Genomic DNA, 16,646 nt, shown 5'->3' with positions numbered 1-16,646 from the left:
CGGGTCCGCTGCGGCAGCTCCGCCGAGCAGCGCACGCGGAGGGACCGGCAGGCGGGTGAGGACCGAGCGGGATGGGCGGCGGGGACGGCGAAGCCCCCGGCGCCGCGGGGGGCGGCGACGGGGGCTTCGACGGTCGGGCTACGCCCGGATGACGCTGGAGGTCACGCCGCCTTGGGGGCGTTGACGTCGGCGGGAAGGGCGTCCTTGGCCGCCTTCACGAGCGTGTTGAATGCCGCGACGTCGTTGACCGCGAGGTCCGCGAGGACGCGACGGTCCACCTCGATGCCCGCGAGCTTGAGGCCCTGGATGAGGCGGTTGTAGGTCATGCCCTCCGCGCGGGCCGCAGCGTTGATGCGCTGGATCCACAGCTTGCGGAAGTCGCTCTTGCGGGCCTTGCGGTCGCGGTACGAGTAGACGAGGGAGTGGGTGACCTGCTCCTTCGCCTTCCGGTACAGGCGCGAGCGCTGGCCGCGGTAACCGCTGGCCCGCTCGAGGGTCGAACGACGCTTCTTCTGGGCGTTGACCGCCCGCTTCACGCGTGCCACGTGATGCTCCTTGCTGGTCTAGGGCCGGCGTGGACCCCGGGTGCCGAGGCACCCGGTCGGTTCACTTGCCGAGCAGCTTCTTGATCTTCGGGGTGTCGGCGGCGGAGACGACCACGTCGCCGGCGATGCGGCGCGTGCGACGGCTCGACTTGTGCTCCAGCAGGTGTCGACCGTTGGCCTGCTCACGCATGACCTTGCCGGTTCCCGTCACGCGGAAGCGCTTCTTGGCACCGGAGTGCGTCTTGTTCTTCGGCATGGCTGCCGTGTCTCCTTGTCGTTCGCATCGCACGGGTTCGTGCGACTCGTTCTGAGGCCGGTCCGTGGGGACGGACCGGCGGTCGGTCGGTCAGTCCGACGAGCGGGGTGCGCTCGGCCGGGGCTTGGGTGCCGGTCGCGGTGCCGCCGGCTTGGCGGCCGCGGTCGGCTTGGGCGTCGCGCTCGGCTTCGGCGCGGCAGCCGGCTTCGGTGCGGCAGCCGGCTTCGGTGCGGCGGCGGGCTTCGTCGCCGCCGCGGGGCGGGGCGCCGAGGTGGGCCGGGGAGCGGCAGCCGGACGGGCCGACGCGGTGCGCGCCGCGGGACGCGGTGCGGGCGCCTCGACGGCAGGGGCCTCAGCAGCGGGAGCCTCGGCAGCCGGAGCCTCGGCAACAGGAGCCTCAGCAGCCGGAGCCTCGGCAACAGGAGCCTCAGCAACAGGAGCCTCAGCAGCCGGCGCCTCCGTCACGGGGGCCTCGGCAGCCGGGGCCTCGACCACGGTGGCCGGCGCCTCGACTGCAGGGGCCTCGACGTCGTCCTCGGCGGCCGGAGCCGTCGCGGCCTTGGTCGCGTTCGCCTCACGCGCGGCGGCGGCCTGCGCCTGGCGGCGCTGCTCCTGCCGCTGCTCGGCCTTCTTCTTGTGCGGGCCGAGCACCATGATCATGTTGCGCCCGTCCTGCTTGGGCATGCTCTCGATGAAGCCCAGCTCCGCGACGTCGGCAGCGAGGCGCTGGAGCAGGCGCACACCCATCTCCGGGCGCGACTGCTCGCGGCCACGGAACATGATCATGACCTTGACCTTGTCGCCGGCCGCGAGGAACCGCTCGACGTGACCCTTCTTGGTCCCGTAGTCGTGCGGGTCGATCTTGAGCCGGAACCGGATCTCCTTGAGGACCGTGTTGGCCTGGTTGCGCCGGGCCTCACGCGCCTTCATGTCGGCCTCGTACTTGTACTTGCCGTAGTCCATGATCTTGACCACGGGCGGGCGCGCGTCGGGGGCGACCTCGACCAGGTCGAGGTCGGCGTCCTGGGCCAGGCGCAATGCGTCTTCCACGCGGACGATGCCGACCTGCTCGCCGGCAGGGCCGACCAGGCGGACCTCGGCGACGCGGATCCGATCGTTGATGCGGGGCTCGCTGATGGGTGCTCCTCCAGGTTCGTCGTGAGCGACCACCAGGAACGAAGAAGGCCTCCGTCCTGAGCACAGGAGGAGGCCTCGTCACAACCCGACGCGCAGCACGCACCGCGCACCCCCGACGACACGCCGGGTGTGCGGACGGCATGCCACCCGCGGACCGAGAACCCGGTCCCAGTCACCGGCCGTGGCCGGTTGTCGGGACCCAGGTGGGAGAGGACTCCACTTGTGCACCTGCGCCGACCGCCGCGCGAGCGGACGGATGGCACAGGTCAGTCAGCGGACAAGGCTACCAGACGCGCCGGAGAGCCCCGGAACGCTCTCCGACGCGACGCCGCCAGCCACCCAAACTTGAACCATTCCAGAATTCATGGTTCGGTCGGCCCATGGACGACCCCGACCTCCTGCGCAGCCGCGGCCTGCGCGTCACCGCACCGCGCCTCGCCGTGCTCCAGGCGCTCACCGACTCGCCCCACGCGGGTGCCGACGACGTTCTGCGCGGCGTGCGCACGCGCATGCCGTCCGTCTCCGTCCAGGCGATCTACGACGTGCTGGCCGCCCTCACCCAGGTCGGGATCCTGCGACGCATCGAGCCCGCCGGCCACCCTGCCCGGTACGAGCGCCGGGTCGGCGACAACCACCACCACGTGGTCTGCCGGGGCTGCGGGGCGGTCCAGGACGTCGACTGCACGGTCGGCCACGCGCCCTGCCTGACGCCGAGCTCGACCTCGGGCTTCGCGGTCGAGACCGCCGAGGTCACGTTCTGGGGCCTGTGCCCCGACTGCCAGGCGCAGGACGTCGAGCAGGGAGTCGAGCAGGAACCGGCCACGGCGGCGGGCTGACCGCAGCCCTCGCGGGGCACCGGGCACGCCACCGTCGCGCCACCGGCGCGCGGACGCCCTCGTCGTCCGGGCCTGCGCACGGTGCGAGGATGGGCGCCATGACCGACGAGCGTGAGCAGCCCCTCGACGAGCCGACCGCTGACGGCGGCACCCCCCAGCCGATGGACGCCACGCCCGCCACCCGGGACATCGCGGAGGTCGCGGCGGTCGAGGTGATCGTCACCGCCGCGGTGCACCTGATGAGTGCGGCGGCCGTCAAGTGCGGCCTCGCCGAGGACGGCCCGCAGGGGTCGGGTGCGCAGTACCTGGACCTCGACGAGGCCCGCAAGCTGATCACCGCGCTCGCCGCGCTCGTGACCGCGTCCGCGCCGGACATCGGCAACCAGCACGCACGCTCGCTGCGCGACGGCCTGCGGTCGCTGCAGCTCGCGTTCCACGAGGCGTCGCCGTACCCCGACGCGCCGGGCGAGGGCCCCGGCGAGAAGTTCACGGGTCCGGTCCGCTGAGGGCGGCCCGGACCTCCCGACGCCTCGGCGGCCCTCGTCGCCACCTGGTCCGGCCGAGGCCGACGTGATCCTGCGCACACCGCGCGTCGTCGCCCGCCTATCCTGAGGCCGTGCCGCTCGAGGACACCCGAGCCGACGGGACCGACCGCCGGGGTACCCCCGGCTGGGTGGCGCGCCCGCAGGACGGCGTCCCGGCGCCGGTCCCTCCCCCGGTCCCCCGCCCGCCCGTCGTCGCGGGGTCGACGACGGGCGCGACGACCGCTCCGACGACTGCTCCGACGACTGCTCCGACGACTCCTGCGGCGACTTCTGCGGCGAGCGCTCTGCCGGACGGCGTCCCCGGGGTCGGCGAGCACCGGGTCGACGATCAGGGGGTCGACGATCAGCGGATCGGCGAGCAGAGTGCCGACGATCAGGGGGTCGACGAGCGGGTCGGTCCACCCACGGTCGACGCGCCGGGGGTCGGCGCGCCGACGGGCGGTCGGCAGGTGGCGCCCGCGCGCCGGCGGTCACGTGCGGCACGGGTGCTCGCCGTCGCCCTCGTCGTCGTCCTGCTGGCGGCGGGCGCGCTCGTGGCCTACCTCTGGCGCACCACCGACGCGTGGCGGGCGTCGAGCGCCGACTGGGAGGAGCTCGCGCGGGACTCGTCGTCCCGGCTCGCGACGACGCGGGCGGACCTGGCCACCGCCCAGGACCAGCTGACCGAGACCACGGAGCAGCTCACGGTCGCGCAGGACCGGATCACGGAGCTCGCGGACGAGAAGGCGCAGCTCGGTGACGACTCCGCGGCGCAGCAGCAGCTCGCCGACTACCAGGCGCGCGTCTCGCAGGCGGCCGGGCAGGTGGCGACCGCGCTCGCGACGTGCATCGACGGGCAGCAGCAGCTCATCGGCTACATGGAGGCCGCCGACGAGTACGACCCCGACGAGCTCGAGCGCTTCCGGCAGGACGTCGACGACCTCTGCGCGCAGGCGACGGACGCCAACAGCCAGCTGCAGACCGAGCTCGAGCAGTGACCAAGGTGACCGAGGTGACCGAGGTGACGCGAGCGACCGCGCTCACGGCAGCGACCGCACTCGCCGCAGCGACCGCCGCGGAACCCGCCGCCGCACGCCCGCGCTCGGCGCGGCGGGCCACGCGCGCGCTCGTCGGGCTCGCCGGGCTCGTCGGGCTCGTCGGGTGCCTCGCCGGGTGCGGCGTGCTGCCGCCCCTGCCGGAGGCCGTCCCGACGTCGCTCGAGGCGACCCCGAGCATGTCCGCCGCCGCAGGCACCGACGCGACGCCCGCGGCGGTCGGGACCCTGTCCCCCGACGGCTTCGACGCCGCGCAGCGGATGGCGGTGCGCATCCGCAACGTGGGGTGCGGGTCGCTGTCCACGGGCTCGGGCTTCGCGATCGACGACCACACCCTGGTCACCAACCGCCACGTGGTCGCGGACTCCGCGTCGCTCGAGATCAGCACCTACGACGGCCGGGACGTGCAGGCCCAGGCGGCCTCGACGACGCCGATCGCCGACCTCGCCCTCGTCCGCACCGTCGACCCGCTGCCCGCCGCCGCCGGGCTGGCCCCGACGGACCCGCAGCGCGGGGCGTCGGTGACGGTCGCGGGGTACCCGCTCGGCAGCCGGCTCACGTTGACGCGCGGCAACGTGATCGGCGCGACCACGGACCCGCTGCACGACAACCTCGGCGAGGTCCTGGTGACCGACGCGGTCGTCGAGCCGGGTTCGTCGGGCTCGGCCGTGCTGGACGCCCAGGGGCGCGTGGTGGGCGTCGTGTACGCCAAGGGCGAGGACGGGACGAGCTTCGTGGTGCCGGTCAGCACGTTGCGCGCCATGCTGGACGACGAGGCGGAGGTGACGCCCGCTCCCACCTGCACGCAGTGATCCTCGGCAGTCCCGTCGGCGCTCACGGGCGCCGGCGCATCCCGCACGTCCGGTCCCACCAGGAGGCTCCCATGGCATCCGTCCCTCGATTCGACGCCGACCGGCTCGCCACGGCCGCGAACGAGATCTTCACCGTCCGCCGCGTGTTCGGCGAGGCCTACGAGCGCGACGGCGTGACCGTGGTCCCCGTCGCCAAGGTCTGGGCCGCGACCGGCATGGGGCAGGGCGACGGCGAGGGCGGCGGCGAGATGCCGCACGGCGCCCACGTGCGCGGGTGGTGGCGCGACGCCCGGCGGACCTGGCGTCCGGTCGACGAGGAGGGTGGGTCCGAGGAGGGCACGTCCGGCTCGTCCGCCGACGAGGACGAGCCGTCGCTCGGCGCCCCCGGCGGCTACGGGGGCGGTCACGGCGGTGGCGGCGGCTACGGCGTGCGGGTCAAGCCCGTCGGCGTGTACGTCCTCGACGCTGGCGGCGTGCACTGGCGCCCCGCGGTCGACCTCAACCGCGTCGTGCTCGGCGGGCAGGTGGTCGCGGCGACCGCGATCACGGCCCTCGCCGGTGCGCTGGCGGTCAAGGCGGTCGCCACGGCGGTCTCCACGGCCGTCCAGGCCATCGCCGACCGCTGACCGCGTCAGGGGAGCTCTTCGTCAGGGCGCGCGGCGCAGCCGGAGCTCGAGGGAGTCGACCCGCTCGGCGACCACCTCGTCGGCGGCCAGCGCGGCGTTGACGGCCGCGACCACGGCCTGCAGCGCGGCCTGGTCGAGGCCGTCGACCAGCGTCACGACGACCGCCACCTCGGCGCGCTCACCCGGCACCGCCTCGACGCCGACCACCGCCCCCGCGGGTGCGAGCGCGCGCTCCACCGCCCGGGCCACGGCGGGGTCGACCGCACCGGAACGGACCGCGGGGTGCCACTCCTGCTGCTGGGCGAGCGCCCACACGGCCGTGCGCGGGAGCAGCGCGGTCACCGGGCCGCCCGGGTCCACGACGACGACCTCCCAGCCCTCCTGCACCGCCGAGAGCGCGGCCCGCGCCATGTCCGAGGGCACGGGACGCGCGTCGTGACGCCATGCCGTCATGCTCGCCATCGACGTGAAGACGGGCAGCGCGGTGCGGCCGTCCGGCGCCCGCAGCGCGACGATCCCGGCCGACGCCTCCTTGTCGACCGTGTGCTCGTGCCCGTCGTGGACGACCGTGTCCGCGACCTCGAGCTCGGCGAGCACGGGCACCAGCACGCGCGTGCCCGCGAGCGCCGCGACCACGCCCGTCAGGTCCCCCGTGCCGGCGCCGAGCGCCGCGAGGGCCGAGGCGACCGCGGGGTCGACGCTGCCGTCGTCGCCCGCGAACGGCGACGTCGGCGGCAGCTCGCGGCCCGCCACGGTCAGCGGCCGGTCGGCTCGTCGCCGCGAGGCGCGGGCCGGCCCGCGACGTCGAGCGCCTCCGGCAGCGTGAACGCGCCCGCGTAGAGCGCCTTGCCGACGATCGCGCCCTCGACACCGACCTCGACGAGCGTCCGGAGGACCTTCAGGTCGTCGAGGCTCGAGATGCCGCCCGACGCCACGACCGGCGCCTGCGTGCGGGCGCACACGTCGCGCAGCAGCTGCACGTTCGGGCCGCGCAGCGTGCCGTCCTTGGTCACGTCGGTCACGACGTACCGCGCGCAGCCGGCGTCCTCGAGCCGCGCGAGCACCTCCCAGAGGTCGCCGCCCTCCTGCGTCCAGCCGCGCGCCGCCAGCGTGGTGCCGCGCACGTCCAGGCCGACCGCGACCTGCTCGCGGTGGGAGGCGATGACCCGCGCGGTCCACTCCGGGTCCTCGAGCGCGGCCGTGCCCAGGTTGACGCGCGTGGCGCCCGTCGCGAGCGCACGCTCGAGCGACTCGTCGTCGCGGATGCCGCCCGAGAGCTCGACCTTGACCCCCTTGCCGGACAGCTCGGCCGTGACCTCGGCCAGGAGCGGGGCGTTGCTGCCACGGCCGAAAGCGGCGTCCAGGTCGACCAGGTGGATCCACTCGGCACCGCCGGCGTGCCAGTCCAGCGCGGCGGACAGCGGGTCGCCGTAGGACGTCTCCGAGCCGGCCTCGCCCTGCACCAGGCGGACGGCCTGGCCGTCGGCGACGTCGACCGCGGGCAGCAGCTCGAGGCGGGGGTCGGTCATGCTTCTCGGTCCTCCAGGGATCGGGCGCGCCCGCCGGTCGGCGGGGTGAGTTCGGGCGGGGCGTTCGGGGAGCGGCGTCAGCGCAGCGAGCCGAGCCAGTTCGTCAGCAGCTGGGCTCCGGCGTCGCCGGACTTCTCGGGGTGGAACTGCGTCGCGGACAGCGGGCCGTTCTCCACCGCGGCGACGAACCGGTCGCCGTGCTCCGACCACGTGACGAGCGGCGGGGTGAGGCGCTCGGCCGGCGCGTCGGTGAGCGGGAACGACCGCGCGGCGTACGAGTGGACGAAGTAGAAGCGCTCGTCGGCGAGCCCGGAGAACAGCACCGAGCCCGCGGGCGCCTCGACGGTCGCCCACCCCATGTGCGGCACCACGTCGGCCTCGAGCTTGTCGACCACGCCCGGCCACTCGGCGAGGCCGTCCGTGCGCTTCCCGTGCTCGACCCCCTCGGCGAACATCACCTGCATGCCGACGCAGATGCCGAGGACGGGCCGGCCGCCCGCGAGGCGGCGGTCGACCACCTGGTCGCCGCCCACGCCGCGCAGCCCGGCCATGACCGCGGCGAACGCGCCCACCCCGGGGACGACGAGCCCGTCCGCCTCGCCGGCGGCGGACCTGTCGGCGGTGAGCTCGACCTCCGCACCCACGCGCTCGAGCGCGCGGACCGCGGAGCGCACGTTGCCGAAGCCGTAGTCGAGGACGACGACGCGAGGACGGGGCACGCGCCCAGGTTACCCGCGGACGCGCGGCCTCCCGGGTCGCGGGACCAGCACGCGAGACCAGCACGCGAGACCAGCACGCGAGACCAGCACGCGAGACCGGCACGCGTCCCCCGACGAGCGCGGCGGCGCGGCACCCGGGGGTGCCGCGCCGCCGGTCACTGCGGGCTCACGCGCACGTGAGGGCCAGGGACGTCGGTGCCGGGCCGCTGCCCACGAAGCCGAAGGTCGTCGACGCGCCCGCGCCGAGGCTGCCGTTGTAGCCCTCGTTCGCCACCACGAGGCTCGAGCCGGCGGACGACGAGCGGCCGTTCCACAGGCTCTGGACGCCGGCGCCCGACGGCAGCGTGCCGCGCACCGTCCAGCCGTTCACCGGTGCCGAGCCGGCCTTGACCGTGACGGTCGCCTGGAAGCCGCCCTGCCACGACCCCACCAGCGCGTAGGACGCGGTGCACGAGCCCGAGGGGTTCGTCGTCGGGTTCGTCGTCGGGTTCGTCGTCGGGTTGGTCGTCGGGTTGGTCGTCGGGTTCGTCGTCGGTGACGAGCCCGTCGTGACGGAGAAGTCCGTCACGGCCAGACCCGTCCCGCCCACCCACGGCTCGAACCCGGCCTGGATGCTCGTCAGGTACCACGCGTTGGAGCCGTACCCCCGGGCGACGACGTCGTCCCAGAACGTCTTGACGTTGAAGTCCAGCGAGCCGGTGCCCTGCGTGCGGACGTAGGAGATGACGTTCCAGCCGGTGTTGCCGAACCAGACGTCCCACGTCCCGCCCGCGAGCGAGACGGTCGCGACCCTGGAGCCGATCGGCTGGATCGGGCCCGCCTTGTTGAGCCAGACCATGAGCTCGGCACCGTCGTTCTGCGCCGTGGACGCGCTGGGGCGCGAGCGGTGGAACCAGATGTCGTAGGCGGCGTCGTAGGTGCCGCTGGCCGGGTAGGTCATCGAGACGCTCGTGCGCACCTGCGCGAAGCGCGGGTCGCTCGCCTGCAGCCCGTTGGGGCCGATGACGTCGTTGCTGGTGCACGTGCCGTAGTGGCAGCCCAGGAAGACCGACGGGTAGGACTTCGGGGCACCGCTCGTCGAGGTCGAGCCGTCGGCGCGCGTGACCCGGAACCCGCGGTCGGTGACGGAGATGCACTGGGGCTCGCTGATCCCCCAGCGGTTGTTCTGGACCACGTACCGGCCGCCGGCGATCGCCTGGCTCCCGTACTGGTCGCAGATCTCGGTGTCCGCCGCGGCGGACTGGGCGGTGGCGATGGCGGACAGGCCGAGCAGCGCGCTCAGCGCGAGCGACAGGGCCAGGAGTCGTGGACGGCGACCCATGGTGGCTCCTTCCGGTCGACGCCCGTGCCCTCGTCGGCGCGGGCGGGCTCGATGGTCGAGCGACCGCGATGCAACCACCGCTCGCCCTGCACCCGCCCCGCGAGAAACGATTAGCCCCGCAGGACCGGTCAGCGCTTGCGGCCGCGCGCGAGGGCGCGCATCGCCTTCCACCGGGACATGCCGACGCTCGTGACCACGCCGGGCACCGCGGACGGCTCCGTCGACCCGAGCAGCAGGTCCTCGAGCACCCCCGGCGCGTCGGAGAGCACCAGGCCGGGCGGCAGGTCGTCGTCGTGCCGGCCGCCCACCCACCGGGCCGCGGAGATCTGACCCTCACGACGGGTCAGCAGCACCACCGGGAGCTGGCGGAGCAGCTGGGAGATCGCGCCCGCGCCCGCGAGCGCCGCGGCCGGGTCCCGCAGCACGGCGACCGCGCCCACATCGGTGGGGACCGCGTCGACCGCGACGTTCGCGAGGGCGCACGCGGCCGCGAGCGGCTCGGGGGCGGCCACCTGCGTGACCACGAGCGCCACGCTCGGGTCCTCCTGTGCTGCGTCGAGCAGGCCGGACAGGTCGTCGGGCACGACGACGTCGAGCTCGTCGTCCGGCACGTCCGCAGGCAGGTCGTCCGGCCGGTCGTCGGGCCCCGCTCCGGGCGCCGCGTCCGACGCGGGCTGCTCGCTCGGCTCGTCGGACCCGGCGTCTCGCGGCGCGTCGGGGCCGGTCACAGCGCGCCCTTCGTCGACGGGATCCCCTCGACCCGCGGGTCCCGCTGCACGGCGAACCGCAGGGCGCGGGCCAGCGCCTTGAACTGCGCCTCGACGATGTGGTGCGGGTCGCGGCCCGCGAGCACGCGGACGTGGACCGAGAACGCGGCGTGGTGGGCGATCGACTCCAGGACGTGCCGCGTCAGCGAGCCCGTGAAGTGGCCGCCGATCAGGTGGTACTCCTGCCCGGGAGGCTCCCCCGTGTGCACCAGGTACGGCCGGCCGGAGACGTCGACCACGGCCTGCGCGAGGGCCTCGTCGAGCGGGACGGTCGCGTCGCCGAACCGGGAGATGCCGCGCTTGTCGCCCAGGGCCTCCCGCAGGGCCTCGCCCAGGCAGATCGCCACGTCCTCGACGGTGTGGTGCGCGTCGATGTGGGTGTCGCCGGTCGCCTTCACCGTGAGGTCGATCAGCGAGTGCTTGCCGAGGGCCGTGAGCATGTGGTCGTAGAACGGCACGGTCGTCGAGATGTCGGTCGTCCCCGTGCCGTCGAGGTCGACCTCGACGACGACGCTCGACTCGCTCGTCGTGCGCTCGATGCGCGCGGTCCGCGCCGACTTCGCTGGGCTCACAGTCCCGCCACCTCCACCAGGGCGTCCTGGAACGCCCGCGTCTCCTGCGGCGTGCCGACCGACACCCGCAGCCATCCTGGCGGGCCCACCTCGCGGATGAGCACGCCACGGTCGAGCAGACCCTGCCACACCGCGTGCCGGTCGGAGAACATCCCGAAGAGCACGAAGTTCGCGTCGGAGTCCGCGACGGTCAGGCCGCGCTCCCGCAGCCAGACGACGAGCGCGTCCCGCTCGTCGCGCAGCGAGCCGACCTGCGCCATGAGCTCGGCGCTGTGGGCGAGCGCGGCGCGGGCGACCGCCTGCGTGACCGCCGACAGGTGGTACGGCAGCCGCACGACGCGCAGCGCGTCGACGAGCTCGCGCGACGCCGCGAGGTAGCCGACGCGCGCACCGGCGAGACCGAACGCCTTGGACATCGTGCGGCTCACCGCCAGGTGCGGGTGGTCCGCGAGCAGCTCGAGCGCGCTCGGGACGCCCCGCCGGCGGAACTCGCCGTACGCCTCGTCGACCACGACGACGCACCCGCCGGGCACCTCGGCGGCCGCGGCGAGCACGACCTCCACGGTCGCGGCGGGCAGCGCCGTGCCCGTCGGGTTGTTGGGGCTCGCGAGCAGCACGACGGACGGCTGGTGCTCGGCGACCGCGGCGCGGGCCGCGGCCGGGTCGAGGCTGAAGTCCTCCTCGCGGCGTCCCGCGACCCATGCCGTGCTCGTGTCCCGGGCGTACTCCGGGTACATCGAGTACGTCGGGGCGAACGACAGCGCGGTGCGGCCCGGACCCCCGAAGGCCTGGAGCAGGTGCAGCATGACCTCGTTCGAGCCGTTGGCGGCCCAGACCTGGCTCACGTCCAGGGCGACTCCCGACTCGGCGGCGAGGTACGCCGCCAGGTCAGCGCGCAGGGCCTCGAAGTCGCGGTCCGGATAGCGGTTCAGCCCGTGCGCCGCGTCGGCCACCGCCGCCGCGATGTCCGCGACGACCTGCGGCGAGGGCGCGTACGGGTTCTCGTTGACGTTGAGCAGGTGCGGCACGTCGAGCTGCGGCGCCCCGTAGGGCTCGAGCCCGACGAGCTCCGGCCGCAGCGGCAGCGCGGGACGGGAGAGGTCGGCGGTCACGGTGCCGAGTCTAGGGACGTGCCGTCCCGGGCTCGCTCACCGGTCCACGGCCGACGCGGAGGCCGCGAGGCGGGCCAGGCCCTCGTCCAGGCTCACGCGCGGCTCCCAGCCCAGCGCCTCGCGCGTGCGGCGCTGGTCGAACCAGTGGGCGGTCGACAGCTGCTCGGCGACGAAGCGTGTCAGCGGGGGCTCGCCCGGCAGCGGCAGGCGCGCCCAGGCCGCGTCGAGGCCCGCGCCCGCGGCACGCGCGAGCGCCGCCGGGACGTGGCGGCGGGGCACCGGGACGCCGCTCGCCGCGCAGATGGCGGCGATCAGCTCGCCCACGGGACGCGGCTCGCCGTTGGTGACGACGTAGGCCTGCCCGTACGACGCCTCGGGCGCGACGAGCGCGGCGACCAGGGCGTCGACCGCGTTGTCCACGTACGTCGTGTCGATCAGCGGCGCACCCGTGCCGAGCACGGGCAGCCGGCCGGCGCGAGCACGCTCGACGACGCGTCCGACGAGCTGGGTGTCCCCCGGTCCCCACACCACGTGCGGCCGCACCGCGACCACGCGGAAGCCCGGCTGGTCGGCCGCGAGCGCGAGCCGCTCGGCCGCCGCCTTGGTCCGCGCGTAGGGGCCGCGCGCGGACCCGGGCTCGGCAGGCCCGGCACCGGCGCCCACGAGCGAGTCCCCCGTGTGCGCCACCGAGGGAGAGGAGACGAGCACCGTCCGGGTGACGCCCGCGGTCCGGGCCGCGTCGAGCACCGTGCGGGTGCCGTCGACGTTCACCGCGACGTACTCCGCCTCCGGTCCGACGATGTCCACCTTCGCCGCGAGGTGCACCAGCGCGGCGACGCCGTCCACCGCGCGGGCGACCGTCTCGGGATCGGTCACCGAGCCGCGCACGTCGAGCGCGCCCTCCACGCCGGACGCGCGGCGCTGCAGGGTGCGCACCGTCCAGCCGTCGTCGACGAGGCGCTGCGCGACCGCCCGTCCCAGCATGCCGCTCGCCCCCGTGACGAGCACCGTCCCCCCGCTCGTCCGCGCCGCCGCGTGCGCGCCCCCGGCGTTCACCGGCGCCCGCGCTTGCCGGCCAGCACGTCCGTGGCCCAGGCCGCGAGCTCCGTGCGGTCGATCTTGGAGTTGTGGCGCAGGTCCGTGGGCAGGCTCGGCACGACGAGCACGGCGGCGACCCGCAGGCCGCGCGGCTCCAGCGCGCCCCGGACCCGGGCCGCCAGGTCCGGCTCGGCGAGCACCGCCGTGGCGCCGCCGCCGTCAGGCTCGACCACGACGACGAGCTGCTGCGTGCCGCGCGGTCCCACGCCGACGACCGCCGAGCGCGCGACCCCCGCGAGGGCGTCGACGGCGCGCTCCGGGGCCACGGGCGTCACGACGCCGGAGTCCGTGACGACGACGTGCGCGAGCCGACCCTCGACCCACAGCCGGCCCTGGTCGTCGAGCCGCCCCACGTCGCCCGTGCGGTGCCAGCCCGCGTCCCGCGCGGAGTCCGCCTGCGTGAACCAGAGCCGGTCGTACCGCGCCTTGAGGTGCGGGCCGGCGACCAAGACCTCGCCGAGCACGCCGGGCGTCACGTCGGGCGACCCGCTCGCGACGCCCTCGTCGTCCAGCGCGCTGACCGCGACGCGCGCCCCCGCGACCGGCCGGCCGACGCACACGCCGGGTCCGTCCCCCGCCGCGAGGATCTGCGTGAGCTCGATGTCGGTCACGGGCAGCATCTCGGTCATGCCGTAGGGCGTGCGCAGGCTCGCGGCCGGCATGAGCTCCCGCACCGCCAGGAGCAGCTCCGCGGGCACGGGTGCCCCCGCGGACAGCAGCGTGCCGACGCGGGCGAGCGCGGCGCGGTCCTCGTCGGACGCCTCGTGCTGCGTGCCCAGGACGCCGACGAGCGCCGCGGGCGAGGCGAACACGACGACGCCGGCGGGGTCGGCGTCCGGACGGCTCGCCGGACCGCCGGCGGGCTGCAGGGAGCGCACCGCCGCCGCGAGCGCGGTCGCCGTGAGCGTCCGTGGCGCGGTGACGTCCATGTCCGGGCTCACGCTCGTGGCGCCCAGGGCCGGTCCCAGCAGCGCGAACGGCGCGAACGCGGCGACGAACGGGCGCGACGGGGAGATCGCGTAGGTCGCCGCGACCGCGTCGCGCATGCCCGCCAGCCCGCGGTGGGTGTACACGACGCCCTTGGCGGGCCCGGTCGAGCCGGACGTGAACAGCACGGCGGCCTCGTCATCGGGTGCGGGCCACGGCAGGTCGACGTCGCCGTCCTCGGGGCCGTCGGCGCGCGGTCCGGCAGCCGCGGCGCCGAGCTCGGCCAGCTCGGCCAGCGTCGCGCGCACGCCGAGCGCCCGCGCCACCCGGCGGTGGACGGGACCGGCGGCGACGAGGGTCGGCGCCCAGCGCAGCGTCCGTGCGGCGACCAGGGCGCGCTCGACCCCGATCACGGCCACGGGCTCCGCCGCCGTCACGGCCCGCGAGAGCGCCCGCAGCCCGAGGCCCGCGTCGGCGACCACGACGACGGCACCGATCCGCAGGCACGCGTAGAGCACCGCGGTGAGGTCCGCCCCGGGCGGGACGAGCACCGCCACGCGGTCGCCGCGGCCGATCCCGATCGCCACCAGCCCGCGGGCGACCTGCTCGGTGCGTCGGGCGAGCGCGCGCCACGACACGGTGCGCGCGCCGGCGGCCCGCAGCTCGACGAGCGCGGGACCGTCGTCGGCGGCGCGCTCGACCAGCGTCGCGCCGAGGAGGCGCACGGTCTCGTCGTCCCCCGCCCGGACGGGCGCGGGCGCGTCCCCGGACGGCGCGTCCTCGGACGGTGCGTCCTCCCCGGTCGCCACCCGGGTGTCGAGCCACCGCAGCACGCCGTCCGCGACGTCCTCGTCCTCCGCGACCAGGTGCCCCGCGGCGGGGTACCGGTGCACGTCGGCGTGGGGCAGGCGGTCGCGCAGGTCCCGCAGGAAGCGGTCGGAGAACACGGGGTCCCGCGCGCCCCACGCGAGGAGCGCAGGCACGTCGAGCTCGCGGACGCCCGCCGCGATGCGGTCCAGCTCCGGCCTGCTGGGGTGCTCGGCGGTCGCCGGGATGTCCGCGACGAAGTCGCCCACGGCCTCGCGGCGCGCGGCGCCGCGGTACGGCGCGCGGAACGCGTCGCGGACGGGGCCCGGCAGGCGCGGGTGCGCGAGCGCGAGCGTGGTGTCGAGGAAGGCCGTCGTCGTGACCGTGGCCGCTCGCCGCACGCCGGGCACCATCGCGGGCCGCAGCGCCGCGGGCGCCCGCTCGTCGAGCGGCTGGTGGACCGCCGTGTTGAGCAGCACCACGCCGGCGAGGAGGTCGGGGTGGTCGACGGCCCAGCCCAGGCTGATGGACCCGCCCCAGTCGTGCCCCGCGGTCACCACCGGGCCGGTGAGGCCGAGCGCGTCGGTGAGCTCGCCCAGCTCCCGCACCCGGTCGGCCAGCAGGTGCACCCGACCGGTGCGCTCGGAGAAGCCCATGCCGAGCTGGTCGACGGCCACGACGCGCCAGGGCCGCGGTGCCCGCGCACCCGCCGCGACGAACGAGCGCCACAGGTAGGACCACGTCGGGTTGCCGTGGACGCACAGCAGCGTGCCCACGGGCTCCGCGGTGAGCGTGGAGGCGTTGTCGAGCAGGTGCCAGGTGCCCGAGGCGGTCGTCACGAGGCGCGACCACGCAGGGTCGAGGCCCGGCAGCCCGCTCGGCGCGAGCGTGGCCACCGTGTCCGGGGCGTTCACCAGACGATCTCCGTCATCGCCGTGTTCAGCCCGGAGCCCACGCCCATGCAGACCACCCGGTCCCCGACGCTCAGGGAGTCGGCCTCCGCGGCCAGTGTCATCGGCAGCGAGGCCGGGCCGACGTTGCCCCAGTGCGGGAACGTCGTCGGCACGCGCCGCCGGTCGAGTCCCAGCGCGTCGACGATCGACGTGGTGTGCACGCTCGAGACCTGGTGCGTGATGAACCGGTCCGCCGCGCTCCAGCCCCAGCGCGGCTCGGCCTCGTTCCACGCCTCGACGACGAGGTCCAGCCCGCCGTCGAGCAGCCCCTGCGGGTCCGTGGACATGCCGTCCGGCCCGCCGACGCAGAGCGTGTGGTGCTGCGTCGCGGCGCGGGAGACCCCGCCGAGCACGCGGTGCGCGCCCGGGTGCAGGCTCGCGGGGCCCAGCACCGCGGCCGCCGCACCGGCGCCGAGCGTCAGGGTCGCGAACTCGCGCAGGAAGTCCTCGCGCGTCGAGTCGCCCTGGGAGATCCGCCGGATGGTGGCCTCCTGCGTCGGACGGGGGTCCTCGCCGTCGACGATCACGGCGTAGCGGATCTGCCCGGCGTCGATGAGCTGCGCCGCGAGCGTGAGCCCGTTGACGAAGCCCAGGCAGGCGTTGGTGATGTCGAAGTTCAGCGCGCTCGTCGGCAGCGCGAGCCCGTCGTGGATCCGGGAGGCGACCGAGGGCTCGAGGTGCGTGCGGGTCACGGAGGTGTTGATGAGCAGCCCGACCTCGCCGGGGTTCACCCCGGACTCCGCCAGCGCCTTGGCGGCGGCCTGCGTCGCGGCGTCGTCGAACGCGGTCCCCTCGTCCCACCACCGGCGCTCGGTGACCCCCGCGACCCGCCGGAGCAGGCCCTTCGGCAGCCGCAGCCGCCTCAGGGTGGCGGCGAGCTGCTCGTCGAACCGCTGCGACGGCACCACGACGGGCGCCTCCACGGCCGTCACCGCCAGCAGGGCGACGTCGCGGTGCTCGAACGTCGCGTTCCCGGTGCTCTCCCCGGTCGCACTGCCGGTCGCTGTGCTGGTCGGGCTGCCGGTCGCTGCGCTGCTCACTGCCTGCTCA

At 75.6% G+C, this 16,646-nt stretch carries 18 protein-coding genes; 5 read left to right on the top strand and 13 right to left on the bottom strand.

What is annotated here, in order from left to right; translation table 11 throughout:
• Window positions 1-161: 161 nt before the first annotated feature.
• The 3 genes from rplT to infC all read right to left on the bottom strand — a co-directional run bounded on the left by rplT (window position 162) and on the right by infC (window position 1,971).
• A complete protein-coding gene (gene rplT / locus KIN34_RS16425) occupies window positions 162-545 on the bottom strand; it encodes a 50S ribosomal protein L20 (protein WP_094179845.1) in 384 nt (127 codons plus the stop codon).
• Between the two features lie 61 nt (window positions 546-606).
• On the bottom strand, window positions 607-801 hold the full coding sequence (gene rpmI, locus KIN34_RS16420; RefSeq protein ID WP_013883985.1) for a 50S ribosomal protein L35: 195 nt from the start codon (window positions 799-801) through the stop codon (window positions 607-609).
• A 90-nt stretch (window positions 802-891) separates the two neighbouring features.
• Window positions 892-1,971 carry a translation initiation factor IF-3 gene (gene infC / locus KIN34_RS16415; RefSeq protein WP_307858303.1) on the bottom strand — a complete coding sequence of 360 codons (1,080 nt, stop codon included), beginning with the start codon at window positions 1,969-1,971 and terminating at the stop codon, window positions 892-894.
• Window positions 1,972-2,318: 347 nt separating this feature from the next.
• Between infC and KIN34_RS16410 the strand changes: the two genes are divergently transcribed.
• From KIN34_RS16410 to KIN34_RS16970, 5 genes are all read left to right on the top strand, one after another.
• A complete protein-coding gene (locus KIN34_RS16410; protein WP_214353045.1) occupies window positions 2,319-2,774 on the top strand; it encodes a Fur family transcriptional regulator in 456 nt (151 codons plus the stop codon).
• A 161-nt stretch (window positions 2,775-2,935) separates the two neighbouring features.
• Window positions 2,936-3,280, top strand: a complete 345-nt coding sequence (locus KIN34_RS16405; RefSeq protein ID WP_214353185.1) for a DUF1844 domain-containing protein — start codon at window positions 2,936-2,938, stop codon at window positions 3,278-3,280.
• Between the two features lie 524 nt (window positions 3,281-3,804).
• The gene (locus KIN34_RS16400) at window positions 3,805-4,296 is read left to right on the top strand and encodes a hypothetical protein (RefSeq protein WP_307858302.1); all 492 of its coding nucleotides are present in this window, start codon (window positions 3,805-3,807) and stop codon (window positions 4,294-4,296) included.
• Window positions 4,297-4,310: 14 nt separating this feature from the next.
• The gene (locus KIN34_RS16395; RefSeq protein ID WP_372449565.1) at window positions 4,311-5,165 is read left to right on the top strand and encodes a S1C family serine protease; all 855 of its coding nucleotides are present in this window, start codon (window positions 4,311-4,313) and stop codon (window positions 5,163-5,165) included.
• Between the two features lie 71 nt (window positions 5,166-5,236).
• On the top strand, window positions 5,237-5,791 hold the full coding sequence (locus KIN34_RS16970) for a hypothetical protein (protein WP_237689902.1): 555 nt from the start codon (window positions 5,237-5,239) through the stop codon (window positions 5,789-5,791).
• Between the two features lie 21 nt (window positions 5,792-5,812).
• Here KIN34_RS16970 and KIN34_RS16385 read toward each other — a convergent pair whose 3' ends face one another.
• The 10 genes from KIN34_RS16385 to KIN34_RS16340 form a co-directional block, all read right to left on the bottom strand.
• Window positions 5,813-6,544 (bottom strand): SseB family protein, encoded by a 732-nt coding sequence (locus KIN34_RS16385; protein ID WP_214353041.1) that lies wholly within the window; start codon window positions 6,542-6,544, stop codon window positions 5,813-5,815.
• Between the two features lie 2 nt (window positions 6,545-6,546).
• Window positions 6,547-7,320, bottom strand: coding sequence for a bifunctional 1-(5-phosphoribosyl)-5-((5-phosphoribosylamino)methylideneamino)imidazole-4-carboxamide isomerase/phosphoribosylanthranilate isomerase PriA (gene priA, locus KIN34_RS16380; RefSeq protein WP_214353039.1), 774 nt, complete (start codon window positions 7,318-7,320; stop codon window positions 6,547-6,549).
• A gap of 77 nt (window positions 7,321-7,397) precedes the next feature.
• Entirely contained in the window at window positions 7,398-8,039 is a 642-nt protein-coding gene (gene hisH / locus KIN34_RS16375) for an imidazole glycerol phosphate synthase subunit HisH (protein WP_214353037.1), read from the bottom strand.
• 166 nt (window positions 8,040-8,205) lie between these two features.
• On the bottom strand, window positions 8,206-9,360 hold the full coding sequence (locus tag KIN34_RS16370) for a GH12 family glycosyl hydrolase domain-containing protein (protein ID WP_214353035.1): 1,155 nt from the start codon (window positions 9,358-9,360) through the stop codon (window positions 8,206-8,208).
• Between the two features lie 128 nt (window positions 9,361-9,488).
• Window positions 9,489-10,088 carry a hypothetical protein gene (locus KIN34_RS16365; protein WP_307858301.1) on the bottom strand — a complete coding sequence of 200 codons (600 nt, stop codon included), beginning with the start codon at window positions 10,086-10,088 and terminating at the stop codon, window positions 9,489-9,491.
• Window positions 10,085-10,699, bottom strand: coding sequence for an imidazoleglycerol-phosphate dehydratase HisB (hisB, locus tag KIN34_RS16360; RefSeq protein WP_214353033.1), 615 nt, complete (start codon window positions 10,697-10,699; stop codon window positions 10,085-10,087). The genes KIN34_RS16365 and hisB overlap by 4 nt, the downstream gene beginning before the upstream one ends.
• Window positions 10,696-11,811 (bottom strand): histidinol-phosphate transaminase, encoded by a 1,116-nt coding sequence (locus KIN34_RS16355; protein ID WP_214353032.1) that lies wholly within the window; start codon window positions 11,809-11,811, stop codon window positions 10,696-10,698. The genes hisB and KIN34_RS16355 overlap by 4 nt, the downstream gene beginning before the upstream one ends.
• Before the next feature lie 36 nt (window positions 11,812-11,847).
• Window positions 11,848-12,867 carry an NAD-dependent epimerase/dehydratase family protein gene (locus KIN34_RS16350; protein ID WP_307858300.1) on the bottom strand — a complete coding sequence of 340 codons (1,020 nt, stop codon included), beginning with the start codon at window positions 12,865-12,867 and terminating at the stop codon, window positions 11,848-11,850.
• On the bottom strand, window positions 12,864-15,557 hold the full coding sequence (locus KIN34_RS16345; RefSeq protein ID WP_307858299.1) for an alpha/beta fold hydrolase: 2,694 nt from the start codon (window positions 15,555-15,557) through the stop codon (window positions 12,864-12,866). The genes KIN34_RS16350 and KIN34_RS16345 overlap by 4 nt, the downstream gene beginning before the upstream one ends.
• A complete protein-coding gene (locus tag KIN34_RS16340; protein ID WP_237690069.1) occupies window positions 15,554-16,537 on the bottom strand; it encodes a 3-oxoacyl-ACP synthase III in 984 nt (327 codons plus the stop codon). Before KIN34_RS16340 ends, KIN34_RS16345 begins: the two co-directional genes overlap by 4 nt.
• Window positions 16,538-16,646: the final 109 nt, after the last annotated feature.

The organism is Cellulomonas fulva (genome assembly GCF_018531375.1).
Taxonomy (GTDB): domain Bacteria; phylum Actinomycetota; class Actinomycetes; order Actinomycetales; family Cellulomonadaceae; genus Cellulomonas; species Cellulomonas fulva.
This window is presented reverse-complemented; position numbering and strand designations above follow the sequence as displayed.

Excerpts from the sequence above, each read along its gene's own strand:
- priA (WP_214353039.1), bottom strand. The coding sequence starts at position 7,320 with ATGACCGACCCCCGCCTCGAGCTGCTGCCCGCGGTCGACGTCGCCGAC.
- rpmI (WP_013883985.1), bottom strand. The coding sequence starts at position 801 with ATGCCGAAGAACAAGACGCACTCCGGTGCCAAGAAGCGCTTCCGCGTG.
- KIN34_RS16405 (WP_214353185.1), top strand. The coding sequence starts at position 2,936 with ATGGACGCCACGCCCGCCACCCGGGACATCGCGGAGGTCGCGGCGGTC.
- KIN34_RS16370 (WP_214353035.1), bottom strand. The coding sequence starts at position 9,360 with ATGGGTCGCCGTCCACGACTCCTGGCCCTGTCGCTCGCGCTGAGCGCG.
- KIN34_RS16410 (WP_214353045.1), top strand. The coding sequence starts at position 2,319 with ATGGACGACCCCGACCTCCTGCGCAGCCGCGGCCTGCGCGTCACCGCA.
- KIN34_RS16970 (WP_237689902.1), top strand. The coding sequence starts at position 5,237 with ATGGCATCCGTCCCTCGATTCGACGCCGACCGGCTCGCCACGGCCGCG.